13 protein-coding genes and 1 pseudogene are annotated in these 17,200 nt (G+C 38.2%); 11 read left to right on the top strand and 3 right to left on the bottom strand.

Features of this window, described 5'->3' with window-relative positions; all coding sequences use genetic code 11:
* Nucleotides 1-155 precede the first annotated feature (155 nt).
* The 4 genes from HMPREF9703_RS08725 (at nt 156) to HMPREF9703_RS03160 (ending at nt 6,938) form a co-directional block, all read left to right on the top strand.
* A complete protein-coding gene (locus tag HMPREF9703_RS08725) occupies nt 156-4,562 on the top strand; it encodes a DUF8508 domain-containing protein (RefSeq protein ID WP_167535647.1) in 4,407 nt (1,468 codons plus the stop codon).
* 135 nt (nt 4,563-4,697) lie between these two features.
* The gene (locus HMPREF9703_RS03150; protein ID WP_004635554.1) at nt 4,698-5,396 is read left to right on the top strand and encodes an MgtC/SapB family protein; all 699 of its coding nucleotides are present in this window, start codon (nt 4,698-4,700) and stop codon (nt 5,394-5,396) included.
* Between the two features lie 80 nt (nt 5,397-5,476).
* Nucleotides 5,477-5,704 carry a DUF1858 domain-containing protein gene (locus HMPREF9703_RS03155; RefSeq protein ID WP_004635558.1) on the top strand — a complete coding sequence of 76 codons (228 nt, stop codon included), beginning with the start codon at nt 5,477-5,479 and terminating at the stop codon, nt 5,702-5,704.
* Entirely contained in the window at nt 5,697-6,938 is a 1,242-nt protein-coding gene (locus tag HMPREF9703_RS03160) for a DUF438 domain-containing protein (RefSeq protein WP_004635560.1), read from the top strand. The genes HMPREF9703_RS03155 and HMPREF9703_RS03160 overlap by 8 nt, the downstream gene beginning before the upstream one ends.
* Nucleotides 6,939-7,005: 67 nt before the next feature.
* On the opposite strand, the gene HMPREF9703_RS09275 is transcribed toward HMPREF9703_RS03160, so the two are convergent.
* The 3 genes and pseudogenes from HMPREF9703_RS09275 to HMPREF9703_RS09210 all read right to left on the bottom strand — a co-directional run bounded on the left by HMPREF9703_RS09275 (nt 7,006) and on the right by HMPREF9703_RS09210 (nt 8,364).
* Nucleotides 7,006-7,473 carry an oxidoreductase dimerization domain-containing protein gene (locus HMPREF9703_RS09275; RefSeq protein WP_341462830.1) on the bottom strand — a complete coding sequence of 156 codons (468 nt, stop codon included), beginning with the start codon at nt 7,471-7,473 and terminating at the stop codon, nt 7,006-7,008.
* A pseudogene (locus HMPREF9703_RS09280) lies at nt 7,468-8,157 on the bottom strand (NAD(P)/FAD-dependent oxidoreductase); the annotation flags it as partial. The gene HMPREF9703_RS09275 and the pseudogene HMPREF9703_RS09280, both read right to left, overlap by 6 nt.
* Before the next feature lie 81 nt (nt 8,158-8,238).
* On the bottom strand, nt 8,239-8,364 hold the full coding sequence (locus HMPREF9703_RS09210; protein WP_004635565.1) for a hypothetical protein: 126 nt from the start codon (nt 8,362-8,364) through the stop codon (nt 8,239-8,241).
* Between the two features lie 400 nt (nt 8,365-8,764).
* On the opposite strand from HMPREF9703_RS09210, the gene HMPREF9703_RS03175 reads away from it, so the two are divergent.
* The 7 genes from HMPREF9703_RS03175 to HMPREF9703_RS03205 all read left to right on the top strand — a co-directional run bounded on the left by HMPREF9703_RS03175 (nt 8,765) and on the right by HMPREF9703_RS03205 (nt 17,087).
* Nucleotides 8,765-10,111, top strand: coding sequence for an ABC transporter substrate-binding protein (locus HMPREF9703_RS03175; RefSeq protein WP_004635566.1), 1,347 nt, complete (start codon nt 8,765-8,767; stop codon nt 10,109-10,111).
* Nucleotides 10,112-10,217: 106 nt separating this feature from the next.
* Nucleotides 10,218-11,051, top strand: a complete 834-nt coding sequence (locus HMPREF9703_RS03180) for a carbohydrate ABC transporter permease (RefSeq protein WP_370882818.1) — start codon at nt 10,218-10,220, stop codon at nt 11,049-11,051.
* Between the two features lie 26 nt (nt 11,052-11,077).
* A complete protein-coding gene (locus tag HMPREF9703_RS03185; RefSeq protein WP_370882819.1) occupies nt 11,078-11,887 on the top strand; it encodes a carbohydrate ABC transporter permease in 810 nt (269 codons plus the stop codon).
* A 15-nt stretch (nt 11,888-11,902) separates the two neighbouring features.
* Entirely contained in the window at nt 11,903-14,143 is a 2,241-nt protein-coding gene (locus HMPREF9703_RS03190) for a sialidase family protein (RefSeq protein ID WP_004635571.1), read from the top strand.
* A 9-nt stretch (nt 14,144-14,152) separates the two neighbouring features.
* Complete coding sequence (locus HMPREF9703_RS03195) at nt 14,153-15,259, top strand: Gfo/Idh/MocA family protein (RefSeq protein WP_004635572.1); 1,107 nt, start codon at nt 14,153-14,155, stop codon at nt 15,257-15,259.
* A 73-nt stretch (nt 15,260-15,332) separates the two neighbouring features.
* On the top strand, nt 15,333-15,788 hold the full coding sequence (locus HMPREF9703_RS03200) for a NanQ anomerase/TabA/YiaL family protein (RefSeq protein ID WP_004635573.1): 456 nt from the start codon (nt 15,333-15,335) through the stop codon (nt 15,786-15,788).
* Between the two features lie 27 nt (nt 15,789-15,815).
* Nucleotides 15,816-17,087, top strand: coding sequence for a cyclically-permuted mutarotase family protein (locus HMPREF9703_RS03205; protein WP_004635574.1), 1,272 nt, complete (start codon nt 15,816-15,818; stop codon nt 17,085-17,087).
* The last annotated feature ends 113 nt before the right edge of the window (nt 17,088-17,200 follow it).

Here is a 17,200-nt window from a genome sequence, read left to right on the forward strand (position 1 = left end):
TTTTTACAGATAAAACCGAATAAATAACTATATAGAATAGGTATTATTGATTTAAAACTTTATTTTTTTGATGGATATACCAAATGAAATCGTTATTGCTAAAAGATAATCCGAATGATATACTGAGAGTATATCAACAATTAGGAGTGAGTTGTGTGAAAAAAGAATTAATGATATTAGTCGGGTTAGGTTTATCCGCTCCGTTAGTATTGAATTTATCGGAAACAACTGTATTTGCTGATGAATTAGACGCAGTAGCTACAACAACTGAGACGGATAAATCACTAGAAACAGAACATAAGAATGTGCCTGTTGTTAATGATCATTCCCAGGATACAATTGCGCAAGAAACAACTGGAGAGTCATTAGAAGAAGTTACGCAAGAAATTCAAGAGCATTCTGAAAGTAAAGAAGCAGTTTCTGAATTAGATGAAACACAAGTTATAGAACAGACTGAAAAAGCAGCTGAGGATAACGATTTAGAACATAAAACAGATGATTTAATCATTAAGACGTATCTTGAAGGGAAAAGCAATAATAAAGCATTGGAATTATACAATGGGACTCCTAATACGTTGACATTAGAAGACTATCAAGTTGAATTGTATGCAAATGGTTCTAATGATCCAACAAATACCTATCAAATGAGTGGGGAACTTGAATCAGGTCGAGGATATGTGATCGGTCATAACCAAGCTTCAGATGAATTGAAAGCTTATCTTAATGATACAGCGAGTGTGGCTAATTTTAATGGAGATGACGATATTGTTCTCCGCAAGCATGATAAAGTGATTGATTCAATCGGTCAAGTGGGAACACGCAATGAATTCGGGAAGGACAAGACATTAGTCCGTAAGTCATCTGTTCAAACAGGCAATACAGCACTTCATGATGTATTTGCCTCAGTGGAGTGGGAAGTTTATCCAGTTGATACGTTCGATGTCTTAGGCCAGCGTAAGAATAAAGAAATTAAACCAGAAGAACCTACAGTTGAAGCATCTGCACTCAATATTACTCCAATTGCGGAAGCACGCATGAAAAAACCTGGGGAAACAGTTCGAATCGCCGGAACAATTGTTGGCCGACTTCGTAACACATTACAGCTCCAAGATGAGACAGCTGCTATCTCGATTCATCCACAGCATGTCATTTCTGAGCAAATAGGAGATACCATCGAAGTAACTGGGGAAATTGGGGTATATAATAAGCTAATCCAACTTCAAAATCCTACCCAGGTGAAGAAAACAGGTACTTCTTCAGTGACACCAACAGTGATTTCAGGTAAAGATCTAGTAGTGGCTAATGAATCAAAATTAGTCACCGTAGAGAATGTAACTATTGCTGATATTGCAGCGAGTGGGACAAACTGGCGAAATTATGAAGCAGAGATTGATGGCAATAAATTTGTTGTGCGGATAGAAAATCTTGATATTCAAGTAGCTGAGAACACGACTTATCAATCAGTTACAGGAATTGTTCAACGGTTTAATGAGGAATTTCAAGTAGTCGTATCAGCTCAAGCGAATTTGAAATTAGCAGAAGGAAGTATTGCGCAACCGAATAGTTCTCATGAGTCGGGGGTTATACCAAATAGCACACCAATTAAACTATCAACATTAACAGATAATGGACAGATTTTTTATACAACTGATGGTAGTGATCCAACAGCGAAATCAATGCTTTTTGAATCAGATATTTTGCTGCCGGATAATACAGAAACAGTTATTAAAGCCATTACTATAAAAGATGGTCAAGTGAGCAGTGTCGCAACGTTTACTTACACGACATTTTCCCAACAAACACTTCAAATCCATGATATTCAAGGAGATGGTCATCGTTCGCCATTTGTTGGAAAAATGGTGGAAAATATTGAAGGAATAGTAACGGCTCTATATGAGATTCGTGGTGCTGTTTATGCACATATCCAAACACCGGATGAACGGCAAGATGATAATCCATATACATCTGAAGCAATTGTTCTTTATTTAGGTAATAAGAATGATAAGCAACTTGAGTTAGGAGATTTAGTATCCGTCTCAGGTCGTGTGGATGAATACCATATCGATGGGTATAATGATAAATCAAAAACGGATTTACCTGTTACTCAAATTAATACGCAGAATGGGAAAATTGAAGTATTACAAAAAAATATGCCACTACCTGCTCCAGTTCGTATTGAGCAAGTTCCGGATGAATTTATTTCACCGAATGGCTTTGAGCAATTTGATCCGACGAAATATGCTGTAGATTTCTGGGAAGCATTAGAGGCCATGCGAGTAGTGGCTGAAGATTTGCGAGCTGTCTCACCACAAGCACACGGTGATATTTATACGGTGCCACAATCTCGCCCAGCAGAAACAGTCAATGGTGGTGTTCGTCTAGCAAACGGTAAACCGAATGCCAATTTAATTCCACTTAGAGCTCATCCAAATAATAAGGCACGTAACTTTAATGTCTTAACCGGGGATCAGTTCAATGGTCTAGTGGAAGGTGTGGTCATGTATGATTACGGACGCTATAAAGTGTATACGGACTTGGCTGATCTGAAAGCTATCCATCAACCAGCTAACCATGATCCAGCAACTACTAAAATTGAACCAGCTGAGGATAAATTAACAATAGCCAGTTATAATTTAGAAAACTTTTCTGCGGAGAAGACAAGTGAAGAGAAAACAAACCGTCTAGCGGAAGCACTAGGCAAAGTGATGAAAGCACCAGATATCATTGGATTGACTGAAGTTCAAGACTTCGATGGAACGGGAAGTGGTGGACCAGAAGCGCAGAGAAGTTATGAACGTTTAATTGGTAAAATAAAAGAAGTATCCGGTGTAACGTATAAGTATGTTCAAATTGATCCGCTCTTCAACGCAGATGGTGGCGCACCGAATGCTAATATTCGAACTGGCTTTTTATACCGTCCAGATCGAGTGACATTTGTTGATCAAATTCCTCATGGGGATGCGACAACTGCTGTTACGTATCATGAAGGCCAATTAACCTTAAATCCGGGACGAATTGAACCAAGTCATCCATCATTAAGAAATTCACGTAAACCTTTAGTAGCACAATTTGAATTTAAAGGGCAACAAATAATAACGATGATTAACCATTGGAATTCAAAGCGGGGAGACGATGGACACTTTGGTCAAAAATTCCCTGTTGAATTAGGATCTGAACCCCAACGAGTTGAAATTGCTAAATTGGTAGCTAAGTTTATTGCTGACGTGAAAGCCCAAAATCCTAATGCTAATATCGTATCAATGGGAGATTTCAATGATTTCGAATTTTCAAAACCATTGAAAGTGCATGAAGGAGAGCATATGACAAATATGGTACATCACGTCCCAGAAAAAGAACGTTATTCTTATGTGTATCAAGGGAACTCGCAAGTGTTAGATCATATTTTAGTATCGAATCACTTAGTTGATCGTACGAAAGTCGATATGTTAAAAGTAAACGCTGACTTTACGGATAAATCAGGCCGTGCGAGTGATCATGATCCGATTATGGTCCAAATTGACTTTAGTCAGTCAAGTGTTGAAGAAGGATCAGATCAAGGAGAGATCGAATCTCCGGGCGAACAAGATCATCAAACAGAGACTCAGTATGCTGGAGAGTATACATTTGAAGTAACTATTAATGGACAAGTATTGGCTGAGGTACTGACATTTGCTTCACGTGATAAAGCATTAGACTTTGTTCGAGTAATGGATCGATTGTATTGGGCAGCGGGTTACCGCTTATTAGAACAAGACAATGGCCTGCCAGAATCCCGTCATATTACTTTATCTTTTGGAGAAGTGAAAAATTCAGCAGAAGAATTGGTGCCGGAAAAACAACCGAATTCACAACCAGAATCTCATCCTGAGCCAGAACAATCAACTGAAGAAGGATCAACAGAGGAAGAATCTGCTGAGCTAGATCAGTCCCATGAAGAAACACCAACTGAGTCAGAATTAGAAACAGTACCGGAAGATAATCAAGGTGAGATCCAAAAAGTGGAAGCTAATTTTGTCTTTACCTTGCCAGATGGAACGACTCATCGTGGTTCATTGGGTGAGTTTAATAACTTGGAGCGAGCAGAGCGGCGCATTCGACTGTTTGCTAATGAGATGAATTATACATTACAGAATTTCCGTATTGATGATGGTGTATTCTTAGCCGATATAGTATTCACACGAAACTCACCAGAAGAATCTAATGTTGCAGAAGCGTTAGAAAACTCTCAAGAAAACACTAAGCCGGAAATCCATCAGTTAGTTGAAGTGGAGGATACTACACAACTGACATCTGTGGAACGTTACCGTATTACGGTACAAGAGCGAGCGCAACGTGAACTGGCTATTCAGGCATTAGAAACCTTGACTAACGAACAACAGCGAATTTTTAGCCAACAATTACAAGCGGAGGAGACAGTTACCGCATTTGACCGCATCTTAATTGAAGCTAAGGAAGTAGCTAAGAATAATCAAATAGAACAACTAGATGCAGCAAGTAGTATATGGGCAATGGGATTAATCGGAATAACTTCAATAGTTGGAGCAGCTAAAAAGAAAGATTAAGTAAGATAATGAAGAAAACAGCCTGAAGAGGCTGTTTTCTTTGCATATAATTTGGATGTAAAAATATAAGTTGTCGTCTGTTAGTACAAAGTGATATACTACAGCTAATACGATAATGATGAGAGGGGGAGAGTGATGATTAATCTACATGAATTGAATATCTGGACAATTATGTTGCGCTTAGGATTGTCGCTATTGTTGGGATCGATTGTTGGAACAGAACGTGGGGTAAAAAATCGACCAGCAGGATTACGGACATACAGTTTAGTTTGTTTAGGATCTGCCTTGATTATGTTGACGAATCAATATATTACAGAACAATATGGTGTGGGCGATCCGACGCGTATGGCTTCGCAAGTTATTAGCGGAATTGGATTCTTAGGAGCTGGCACGATTTTAGTGACTGACCGTAATAAAGTGAGTGGGCTGACAACTGCAGCGGGTTTATGGACGGTTGCATCAATTGGATTGGCAGTAGGAGCTGGCTTCTATATGGGAGCGATCGTGGGGGCTGTATTGCTATTTACTGTAATGGGCTATTTTTTACGGTTTAAAGAACGTCTCGGGCAATACTTTCTTGAAGTGGATTTATTTATTGTATTAGAATCGCCAGAAGCCTATCACCGTTTGCTTATTTATTGTTCGCAAGAAAATATTGGTATTTATAATATTAATAGTCGCATTGAGGATGAAGAGCTACTGGACTATCCGGGGCATTCTTCCGAGGATACGTGCTGTATCCTCTCTATTAATTTACAAGAACGCTACCGCAAACAAATATTGGTTGAAACTTTGAGTACCTTCGATGGCGTAAAGCACTTGGAGGAGTTGTAGCTCGGGCAATTTTTAGCATATAATTTCCATTCCAAGCGGGTGTGTGATAGGATGATAAAAAAGGAAAAGGGGGATGTATGATGTTGATTGATATTACGAAGAATGTATATGAGTTAGTGAAAGATAATCCAAAGTTAAAGCGTGACTTGATTGAGATGGGATTCGAGCCGTTAGCGAATGAGAAGATGCTTCATACGGTAGGGCGCATGGTATCGCCTAAAAAAGGAGCCAAACAAATTGGGATTAGCGTAGAGACGTTAGTGCGTAAATTAGAAGATCTCGGTTATGAGGTTAAGGGACATGAGTAAGGAACGTAAGCGTAGTAATCGAACACTCCAACAAGAGAAGCGTCAGCAAAAGTTGAAAGAGTTAATTCTCCGATTGCATGAAGGAGAAGGCGAAGAGAGTGTTAAGGCTGATTTTCGGAAGTACTTCAAGGATGTCAGTGCCTTGGAGATTTCTGTGATGGAGCGCCGATTGATTGCTGATGAAGGCATTCATGCGGATGATATTATGAAGCTATGTAATGTGCACGCAGCCATTTTTTTAGAGAATATTCAACTAGCCGATGAAGCGCCACATGATTTCGAGAAGCCAGGCCACCCAGTTCATGTGCTTAAGCAAGAAAATATAGCGCTGGAAGGAGCGGTTGACCGAATCGAACGGTTATTGGAGTTCTACGTGACGGATCCGGCTGAGGATGTGTTGGCTGGCTTGAAGTTGCAAGCACAGATCTTATGGGAGATTGACAAGCACTATGCTCGCAAGGAGAATTCGTGGTTCCCGATTATGGAGGCGAATGATATTACTGCACCGCCAAAAGTGATGTGGGGCGTGGATGATATGATTCGCGACTTGATTAAGGAATTTATAACCTTGTTGGAGCAGAATAAGCTTGATCAGATATTGGATCATTATGCTGAAACAAAGTATGAAATTCTGGAAATGATTGTGAAAGAAGAAGATATCTTAATTCCGATGGTGACAGAGGTATTTACCGAAGATGATTGGATGAAGATTGCTGATGAGATGGATGAGATCGGCTACTGTATTGTGAAGCCAGAAGAAAAATGGGTGCCAGAACGTACTGATTTTGAGGCGAAAGATGCTACTGATGAATCAATGAACTTAGCCGGCAATCTTAAGCTCGGACACGGGGCACTGACATTAGAAGAAGCAGATTTGATCTTAGACCAGTTGCCACTGGAGCTGACCTTTGTGGATAAACATAATAAAGTGAAATATTTCAATCGAGGCGAGAAGATTTTGCCCCGAACACCGAATGCGATTGGGCGGGATGTCTTCATGTGCCATCCACCGCGCGTCCATGAGACTGTCAAGCAATTATTGCAAGAATTACGTGAGGGAACGCGTGATACGGCGAGTGCTTGGTTTGAAGCACGCGACACCTTCGTAATGATTACGTACGATGCGATTCGTGATAAGACCGGCGAATATCTGGGGTGCTTGGAGTATGTCCAAGATATTAGCGGGATAAAACAAATTGATACAGAGAAAAAAGACGTGTTTGACGAAGCCTAAGCTCCGTCATTACACGTCTTTTTGTCTTGCTTATTCAATTTTATTCAAGGTGTGATCTGTTGTTGGTTTAGAACAATAATTTGTCTGCGCCACCAAGTTTGTAATCTAGAGCAGCCATTGCTAGGACGTTCAAGTAGTGCCATGGACGGTCAAAGCGTGGTTGGAAGAAGAAGTCAGCAAGTGCTAAGTCTTCTAATGTCCACTTCGCTGCAATAGCAACAGATAGTGTATCGATCGCTGTTGAGATGTCTTCTTTAGACATCAACTGTGCACCTAGAATGCGGTGATCATCTTCGTCATAGTAAATTTTCATCATCACTTTACCTGGTTTACGCATGAACTCAGGGTATAATGGCTCTTCAACATACTTGCTAGCTACATTACCCTCATACGACTCAGCACTTGTAGCGTTCAAGCCTGTGTTGACGAATTTGTAGTCAAAGAGTGATAAAGCACTTGTTCCGGTCATTTCCGGCATCTTCATCTCTTTGCCCATTGCGTTCATCGCTGCAACAACTCCTTGACGACGTGCCATGGTAGCAAGAGCAATACTTGTCTTACCTTCAGTTGGCGCGTAAGGGACGAAGGTTGCATCTCCACCAGCGTAGACATCTTTTACGCTAGTTTGCAAGTAGTCATCAGTAACGACAAAGCCTTTGTCGGTCATTTCTAACTCATCAGCTAACCAGCCGGCATCAGGTTTGACACCCATTGATAGAACAACAGTGTCCGCTTCATGTGTCTGTTTGTCTGTTACGACAGCAGCCACTTTACCGTCTTTACCTTGGAATGACTGGACGCGTTCGCCCCCGTAGAATTCAACCCCATTTTCTTTGGCGTGTGCTTCTAAGACATCAGTGAATTCTTTGTCCAAGTAAGTGGGTAAGAAACGCTCAGCCATATCGATCACACGAACATCGACACCTGCTTTAGCGAAAGCTTCAACAACTTCAAGTCCAATGTAGCCGGCACCGATAACGACAGCTTTCTTAGATGCTTTCATATCATCTAAAACTTTTTGGGTGTCTTCTGGTCCACGGAATGTATTGACATTATCTAACTCGACCCCTTCGAATGGTGGCTTCACAGCAACACCACCTGGGCTAAGTAGTAATTTGTCGTATGACATGGTAGACTTCTCACCATCTACGATAACGTCAACCGTCTTCTCATCAGCGTTCAAGCCCACTACATCACTGTTACAGTGCATGTGGATGCCTTGTTCGCGGTAAGAATCTTCTGTTGCAAAGTGTAATTCATCTAAACTTTTAGAGGTCCCCTCTAAGTAAGATTGGCTCCCTCAACCCATGAACGAGGCTTTATCGCCACGCTCGAATAAATGAATTTCTGCTTCTGGTTCGTTCTTCAGGATCGTCTGTACAGCTTCGTAACCGAAGTGTGACGTTCCAACAACAACATATTTCATAGTATTCCTCCTTTAAGATGTTACTGTCACATTATAACACTGACCCCAAAAAATGTCGACTTTGGCAAACTACAGTTTATCTGTAGAAAAAGATGAAGGGCTCAGAGCTCATCTAAGGTAAAAATTATCCAATATAGGCAATAACTTTCACAATAAAAACCGGTTACGTGAAAAAGTGTACAATAATAAAAAATGATAGTGATACAAGTAAGACGATGAAATAGTTGTTATAGCAATAAAAGAACAAATAATCTGGGAAGATTTCAAACTGTGACGTCTATAGAATCAGAAAGTAGTTGCAGAAGATGAAGAAAAAGTTGCAAGTAAAAATGAAATGGGTTACAATATGGTTGTAAGTGATTACAAATAAAAAATACATAAAAATATGGAGGGAAGCATTATGTGGAAACGAATGGGTAAGATGTTGTTAGGAATTACTGCGGCTGGAGTATTAGGTGCATGTTCAAGTGGTGGTGGAAGTGGGGAAGTAGTTGAATTACCTGAAGAAGGTGAAGAACTATCAGGTGATATTACTATGTGGCACTCCTTTACACAAGGAGCCCGATTAGAAAATATTCAATCAGCTGCTGATGAATTTATGAAAGAACACCCAAATGTTAACATTACAATTGAAACATTTTCTTGGGATGACTTCTATACTGTCTGGACAACAGGTCTTCAATCAGGGGAAGTTCCAGATGTCAGTACTGCACTCCCCAATCACGTTATGGAGATGGTAAATGCTGATGCAATTTTACCATTAAATCCATTAGTAGATGCATTGGGCAAAGATATGTTCCATGAGAATGCTTTAAATGAAGGATTAGTAGATGACAACTACTATTCTGTTCCGCTATATTCTCATGCTCAAGTTATGTGGGTTCGTGATGATATTCTGGAAGAGCATAATCTAGAAGTACCTGAAACTTGGGATGAATTACAAGAAGCTGCAACAAAAATTTCTGAAGATGGAGACAACTATGGCCTATCTGTTCCAATGGGGACAAATGATTTAATGGCTACGCGATTCTTAAACTTTTATGTACGTAGTGGTGGTGGAAGCTTATTAAATGAAAATAATGAATTAGACTTGACTAACGAATTAGCTCAAGAGGGAATTAAATACTGGGTGGATATGTATAAAAAGGCATCACCTAGCGATTCAATTAACTATAATGTGTTAGATCAAGCGACACTATTCTACCAAGGACAAACAGCATTCGACTTTAACTCTGGCTTCCATATTAGTGGAGTTGAGGCTAATAGTCCAGATTTACTAGAAACAATTAGTGCACATCCAATTCCAAAGATTAACAAAGATGATGAACGTCAAGGAATCGAGACATCCAATATTCCAATGGTTGTCTGGAAGAATTCTGATCATCCAGACGTAGCAATGAAATTTGTAGAGAGCTTGTATGATAAAGGCTTTTACACTGACTTTTTAAACTCCGTTCCAGTTGGTATGTTGCCATCAATTGAAGGAATCGTTGATTCTGAAGAGTTCCGTTCAAACGAAACAGTTCAAAAGTTTTCTGAGGCAGTGGATGTTATTCAAGAAGCTGTTGAATCAGGTACAGCGATTGGATATGAAAATGGGGCAAGTGTTGAAGCGGGTATGTTAGCAGGACAGCACGTGATTGAAAAAATGTTCCAAGATATTATTTCTAACGGTACTGATCCAATGGAAGCAGCAGAAAAAGCAGAAACAGAAATGAATAATATTTTTGAAGCATCTATAAGATAATTTTAGTTTAAAAGAGGGGAGGCATCTCCCCTCTAATTATTAAGAGAGGTGACAGATAGTGGTTGAAGAAAAAGGGTTTACACGTTGGATTTTTGTTTTACCAGCAATGATTATGGTACTTGCGCTATTCTTATATCCAGCATTATCAAGTGTATTTTATAGTTTTACTAATAAACACTTAACTATTCCTGGATATGATATAGTTGGATTTGATAATTATAAAGCTATTTTATCAGATGCTGGATTTTGGAGAGCATTTTTAAATTCATTAAAATGGACCATTTATTCATTGGTTGGACAAGTATTGACTGGTTTTTTCTTAGCATTATGTTTGAATAGAATAAAAAAATTTAGAGGGTTATATCGCATCTTATTAATTATACCTTGGGCATTCCCTACTATTGTTATTGCATTCTCATGGCAATGGATTTTGAATGGAGTATATGGGTTCCTACCTAATTTAATTGTAGAGTTAGGTATTTTAGAACATACTCCTGCGTTTTTAACAGATAGCACATGGGCGTTTATTAGCTTAGTTTTTATTAATATTTGGTTCGGAACACCGCTTATGATGGTAAACATTTTATCAGCATTACAAACAGTGCCTGCGGAGCAATATGAGGCAGCTGAGATGGATGGTGCTTCAAAATGGCAGCAATTTAAACACATTACGTTTCCGCACATCAGAATTGTTATTGGATTATTAGTTGTATTAAGAACAGTATGGATTTTCAATAACTTTGATATTATTTATCTAATCACTGGTGGGGGACCTGGTGGATCTACAATGAGTCTTCCGATTTATGCATATGAGATGGGCTGGGGTACTCAATTAATTGGTCGATCATCAGCAGTAACAGTATTATTGTTTGTTTTCTTATTAGCAGTGAGTTTCTTATACTTTAAAGTTATCGCAGGATGGGAAAAGGAGAGAGGATAATGGATGGAAAACTAAAAGAAAGACTTATGGATTTTGGAGCTTATTTGGTTTTAACGCTTGCTACGATTATCTCAGTATTCCCATTGTTATGGATGATTCTATCCTCGTTTAAAGGAAGAGGAGAATTATCGGCTAATCCAACACGTTTTATCCCACAATTTTTTACTTGGGAATACTATGAGCATGTATTATTTGAACTAAACTTCCTAGAAAATATTAAAAATAGTTTAGTTATCTCATTATCAACAACACTGATTGCAATTGTGATTTCTTCAATGGCTGCATATGGAATTGTTCGGTTTTTCCCTAAATTAGGAGCTATTATGTCAAAAGTACTAGTGACTACGTACATTTTTCCTCCTATATTATTAGCGATTCCATATTCAGTTGTAATGGCTAGAGTAGGACTGACGAATAGTCAAATTGGATTAATTATTATCTATCTATCATTCAGTATTCCATATGCGGTATGGTTATTGGTTGGTTTTTTCCAAACAGTACCTATTGGAATTGAAGAAGCTGCTAAGATAGATGGTGCAAATAAATATGTAACATTTACAAAAGTTGTTCTACCAATTGTTGCACCTGGAATTGTTGCAACTGCGATTTATACGTTTATTAATGCATGGAATGAATTCTTGTACGCATTAATTTTAATTAATTCAACAGAAAAAATGCCAGTATCAGTTGCTCTTCGTCGATTAAGCGGATCAGAAATTCTTGACTGGGGAGACATTATGGCTGCCTCAGTAATTGTTGTTATCCCATCAGTTATTTTCTTCACATTTATCCAACGTAAAATTGCCGGAGGTCTTTCAGAAGGGTCAGTTAAATAAGAAGGAGTGTTAAAGGTGATAATTAGAATTCGAAGAAAGTATCTTTATCCAGCGTCGGTGGCTGTTTGCTTTATGTCACCATTTATTCTTGAGAAAGAGTTAGTTAGCGCACAAGAAGTAAGTGAAATATCTGAAGTAGAAACTAAAGATAATGCTTCACAATTAGTAACGGAAGAGGTCGAGTCACTATCAACAATAGCATCAGAAGCTAACTTGGATAGTGAGGCTCTACAAGATATCCAACTAAGAGACGGTTCATCTAATGAGAGCAGTATTCAGCCAAAATATCACTCTGAAAATGTAGATTTAAGTAATGATGGTTACGATGTAGAAAAACCAGATGATGTCTTAACAGCAGAAAATCAGACTGTAACTATAGAATATTCAAGTTTGCATAAAGCTAAATTACAAGCAATAGTTGGTTATTCTAATGACCAAAATGATCAGACAAATAATTATTTCTCACTTTATGTAAGGGATGATGGAACAGCCGGGTTCGAATTGCGAAGTCCCAAACATGGTGTGAATTACTTATACGAACGGCCGGCAGCTGTTGCGGGTAAACGAAATGGAGAGATGGCAACAAACAAGTTAGCATTTGTAGCTGATCGGGAGAATAAGCGGTATAAATTATTTGCTAATGGGGTAAAAATTATTGATCAACAAGTAAAGAATTATGTTGGGTTAAATGATTTAGAAAAATTGAATTCGTTCACACTCGGAGGTGTGAAGAGAAATAAGGCATTAGCGTATGGTTTCACTGGTACTATACAGCAATATAATGCAGTAGGAACAGCTTTGACTGATGAGGAATTGAAAAAACATACTCAAGTAAATGACAATAAACATCTAATTTTTAAAGCTAATGATGAGACGAAGGCGAATTACTTCAGAATTCCTACATTATATACATTGAAGAATGGACGTGTTCTATCTAGTATTGATGCACGACATGGTGGTACACATGATTCTTACAGTAATATAAGTATTGGACTGGCTCATAGTGATGATAATGGGCAAACATGGAGTCAACCAAGATTACCTTTGAAATTTAGTGACTATGAAAATCAAGCAATTAATTGGCCACGGGATGCTAAAGGGAAAGAATTTAGGATTAAAGGAAGTGCATCATTTATTGATTCGGCATTAGTACAAGATAAGAGTAGCGGACGTGTGCATATGCTAGTTGACTTTATGCCAGCCGGTATCGGGAATATGAATGCTGATAAAAATGATTCGGGCTATAAAAAAATAAATGGGAATAAATATATTAAACTAAAAGCAGATAATGAAGAAGGATACAATTATACTATTAGAGAAAATGGTTTAATTTATGATGATCGTACAGATAAACCAACAGAGTTTTCAGTAGATGGACAATATAATTTGAAAAAGAACAATGAACCTATTATGCAAGAACAATATTCTGTAAGGGTACATTCAGATAAATTGGAAGAATATAAGAATGGCAATAAAGTTCAAAGTAATATTTTCTACAAGGATGCTCCATTTAAAATCACTCCAACAAATTATATAGGTGTTATTTCAAGTGATGACAATGGTGAAACATGGAGTGATCCAAAGCTATTACCACCATTACTAGGTTTAAAACACAATGCGCCATATCTAGGACCAGGTCAAGGACTTCAGTTATCAACTAATGGCCGACTAATATTTACTGCATATACACAAGGCAAAATGACATATATCTATAGTGATGATAATGGGAAGACATGGGGAATAAAAGAAGCCTCTTTACCATTTTCAAATGCAACTGCTGAAGCTCAGATGGTTGAGTTAAAACCTGGCATAATTAGAACCTATATGAGAACATCAACAGGGAAAATAGGATATATGACTAGTAGAGATGGTGGAGATACTTGGAGTAAAGTGAATTATTTGGACCATATTCATAACACGAAATATGGGACCCAAGTAACAGTTGTAAAACTCTCTAAACTAGTGGATGGTAAGCCCGCATTAGTCATGGCAACTCCAAATAGTACAAAAGGTCGTCGTAACGGCCAATTATGGTTAGGATTAATTGATGAAGAGACGCTAAGTGTTGATTGGAAATATTCTTTGAATATTGATGGTGAAAAATTTGGTTTTTCATACTCTGGGCTAACAGAATTAGCTAATGGGGATATTGGATTATATTATGAAAAATATGATTCATGGTCACGTAATGAACTTCATTTACAAGATGTGTTAACATTTGAAAAATTTACAATTAAACAAATAAAAGAAGGGTAGGAACAGGAAATGATTAATTATGGAGTAGTAGGAACAGGATATTTTGGAGCAGAATTAGCTCGGTATTTAGTAGCTGAAAACGATGATGCGAATGTGTCGGTAGTTTTTGATCCAGACAATGCAGGTGAAGTTGCTGAGGAATTGAATTGTGATGTAGCAGATTCAATGGAAGAATTGGTACAACGCGAAGATGTAGATTGTGTTATTGTAGCAAGTCCGAACTACCTACACCGTGATCCAGTAATTGCTGCAGCAGAAAATGGGAAGCATGTTTTCTGTGAAAAACCTATTGCTTTAAGTTATAAAGATTGTGCCGATATGGTGGAAGCATGTAAAAAAAATGGTGTAATCTTTATGGCAGGACACATTATGAACTTCTTTAATGGTGTTCGTAAAGCTAAACAAATGGTAAATGATGGTGTGATTGGAAAGGTACTATTTTGTCATTCAGCACGTAATGGTTGGGAAGAAGAACAAGATAGTGTATCTTGGAAAAAAATTAGAGAAAAATCAGGGGGACATTTATATCACCACATTCATGAACTAGACTGTGTTCAGTTTATCATGGGAGGATTACCTGAACAAGCTACAATGGTTGCAGGAAATGTAGCTCATGAGGGTGAGAACTTTGGTGATGAGGATGACATGATTTTTGTAACATTGGAATATGATGATGATCGTTATGCACTTTTGGAGTGGGGATCAGCATTTAGATGGCCGGAACACTACTTGATGATTCAAGGAACAGAAGGTGCTATCAAGTTAGACATGCAAAATACAAGAGGGACTTTGCGTAAAGATGGAAAAGAAGAATATTTCTTAATTCATGACACTCAAGAAATTGATGATGACCGTACACGAATTTATCAAGGGACTGAAATGGACGGTGCTATTGCTTATGGAAAACCAGGTCGTCGCACGCCATTATGGTTGGGATCGGTGATTAAACACGAAATGAATTATCTACACAAAATTATTAAAGGTGGCGAAGTTGATCAAGAATTTGAAAAATTATTGACAGGTGTTGCTGCCAAAGAAGCAATTGCTACTGCTGATGCTTGTACACTATCAAGAGAAGAAGATCGCAAAGTGAAACTGTCAGAAATTACAAAATAAGTTAGAATACTATTTTTTGATGGCGGTAGATAATAATCTATCGCCATCTTTAACTTCTGGAAGGAGAATAAAAATGGAACTGTTAAATATTAATCATATTGATGAATTAAGTTATCCTGTGATCCAACCTATTATTAAACGAATCAGAGAAAAAGGACTAGAAAATTTATGTCAGTTAAATAGTGATGTATTTGAAGATAAAAAATTAAATATAGTAGAATTTGAAACGGTCCCTGCAACAGAAAAAGAATGGGAAAGTCATAAAAAGTTTATTGATGTATTTATTCCAATTGAAGGTTCTGAAATTGTTTACCATAATTTTATGTCGAATTTAGTTGAAGGTGAGTATGATGCAGAGAAGGATTTAATTGTCAGTGAAGGACCACATGCCTCTAAAATAACTATTCACCCCGGTGATATTTTAATTCTTTATCCAGAAGATGCACATAAACCAGGTATTCAAGTGGATGTACCCCAAAAAATGGTGAAAGCAGTTGTTAAGGTACCAGTTGATTCAGAAGAAATATAAATATATAAGAGAAAGGATTTATTGACTATGGAATTTAAACGTGTGTACAAATATTTAATTGGACTGAGTGCAGGAGCATTGTTGGTCGCATGTTCGCCAGATAATGGAGCGGTCGATGAAGCAGAAGCACCAACCGAAGAAGTGATGGATGAAACAGCTGCTGAGGAAACAACGCCAAAAGATGAAAAAACGGATGAACAAGCAACTGACGAAACAGCAACCGATGAAACAAAAGAGACAGCTGATATGGCAGAGGCGAGTCACCAAATTGATTGGGAAAAAATCGGAGAATTACCCGCGCCAGATGGTTATGATGAAAATATTGGTGTAGCAGGTATTATTGGCGGAGTGATTGACGGCAAGATTGTTACGGGCGGAGGTGCTAACTTCCCAGATGGCCCACCAACTGAAGGTGGCGAAAAAGTGATCCACAAAGATCTGTATCTCTTTGACGTGGAAAATGGCGATATTAATGTCTTAGATCAAATCAGTTATGAGCATGGGTTAGGATATGGGGCTAGTGTTGTTCATGAAGATACCTTATACTATGTCGGTGGTGGCGAAACCCCAGAAACTTCCGCTGATATTTTAGCGATTACGACTGAGAATGACAAATTGCAGGTTGAAAAAATTGGTGAGTTAGAGGTACCATTCGAGAATGGTATCGCTGAATACCATGATGGAAAAATTTATTATGGTGTGGGTAAATTAGATGGAGAGGCATCATCTGACTTTTATGCATTCGATGTTGAGTCAGGTGAGAATACACCATTAGCTGAGTTCCCAGGTGAAGCTCGTTCACAGAGTGTCTCTGAAATCTTCAGTAATGAAATAGTTGTCTTCGGTGGTGGGTCATCAGTGACATACCAAGATGGTTACCGCTACAATATTGAAGAAGATGCATGGGAAGAACTTGCTAATGTCGCGATTGATGGCCAGGAAATCTCAGTACTAGGAGCTGATTCCACCAAAATTAGTGACACTGAGATGTTAGTGGTCGGTGGATTTGATGAAGAAGTATGGAACCGAGTGAACGCAGACCTCGCTGATCTTGAAGGGGAAGAAAAAGATGCTTATATGAAAGAGTATTACTCACATCCAGTTGAGTATTACAATTGGAATAAACAAATGCTCGTCTACAATATTGAAACAGATGAGTGGACCACATTAGGTGAGATTTCATTCGATGCTCCAGCTGGTGCAGCGTTACTCAAGGATGGCGAGAACGTGTACTCCATTATGGGTGAAATTAAGCCAACTGTCCGCACACCGAATATTTATCAAGGTATTCTACAATAAGTGTGAAAACTTTCAGACAAAATATCTAGTTTGTGAATGATTATCGTAATTAGCGAAAGTGGATTCATAAAGAATTCATCTCAAAAGGCTATCACAAAGGGATATTACTAAAA

The organism is Dolosigranulum pigrum ATCC 51524, assembly GCF_000245815.1.
GTDB lineage: Bacteria > Bacillota > Bacilli > Lactobacillales > Carnobacteriaceae_A > Dolosigranulum > Dolosigranulum pigrum.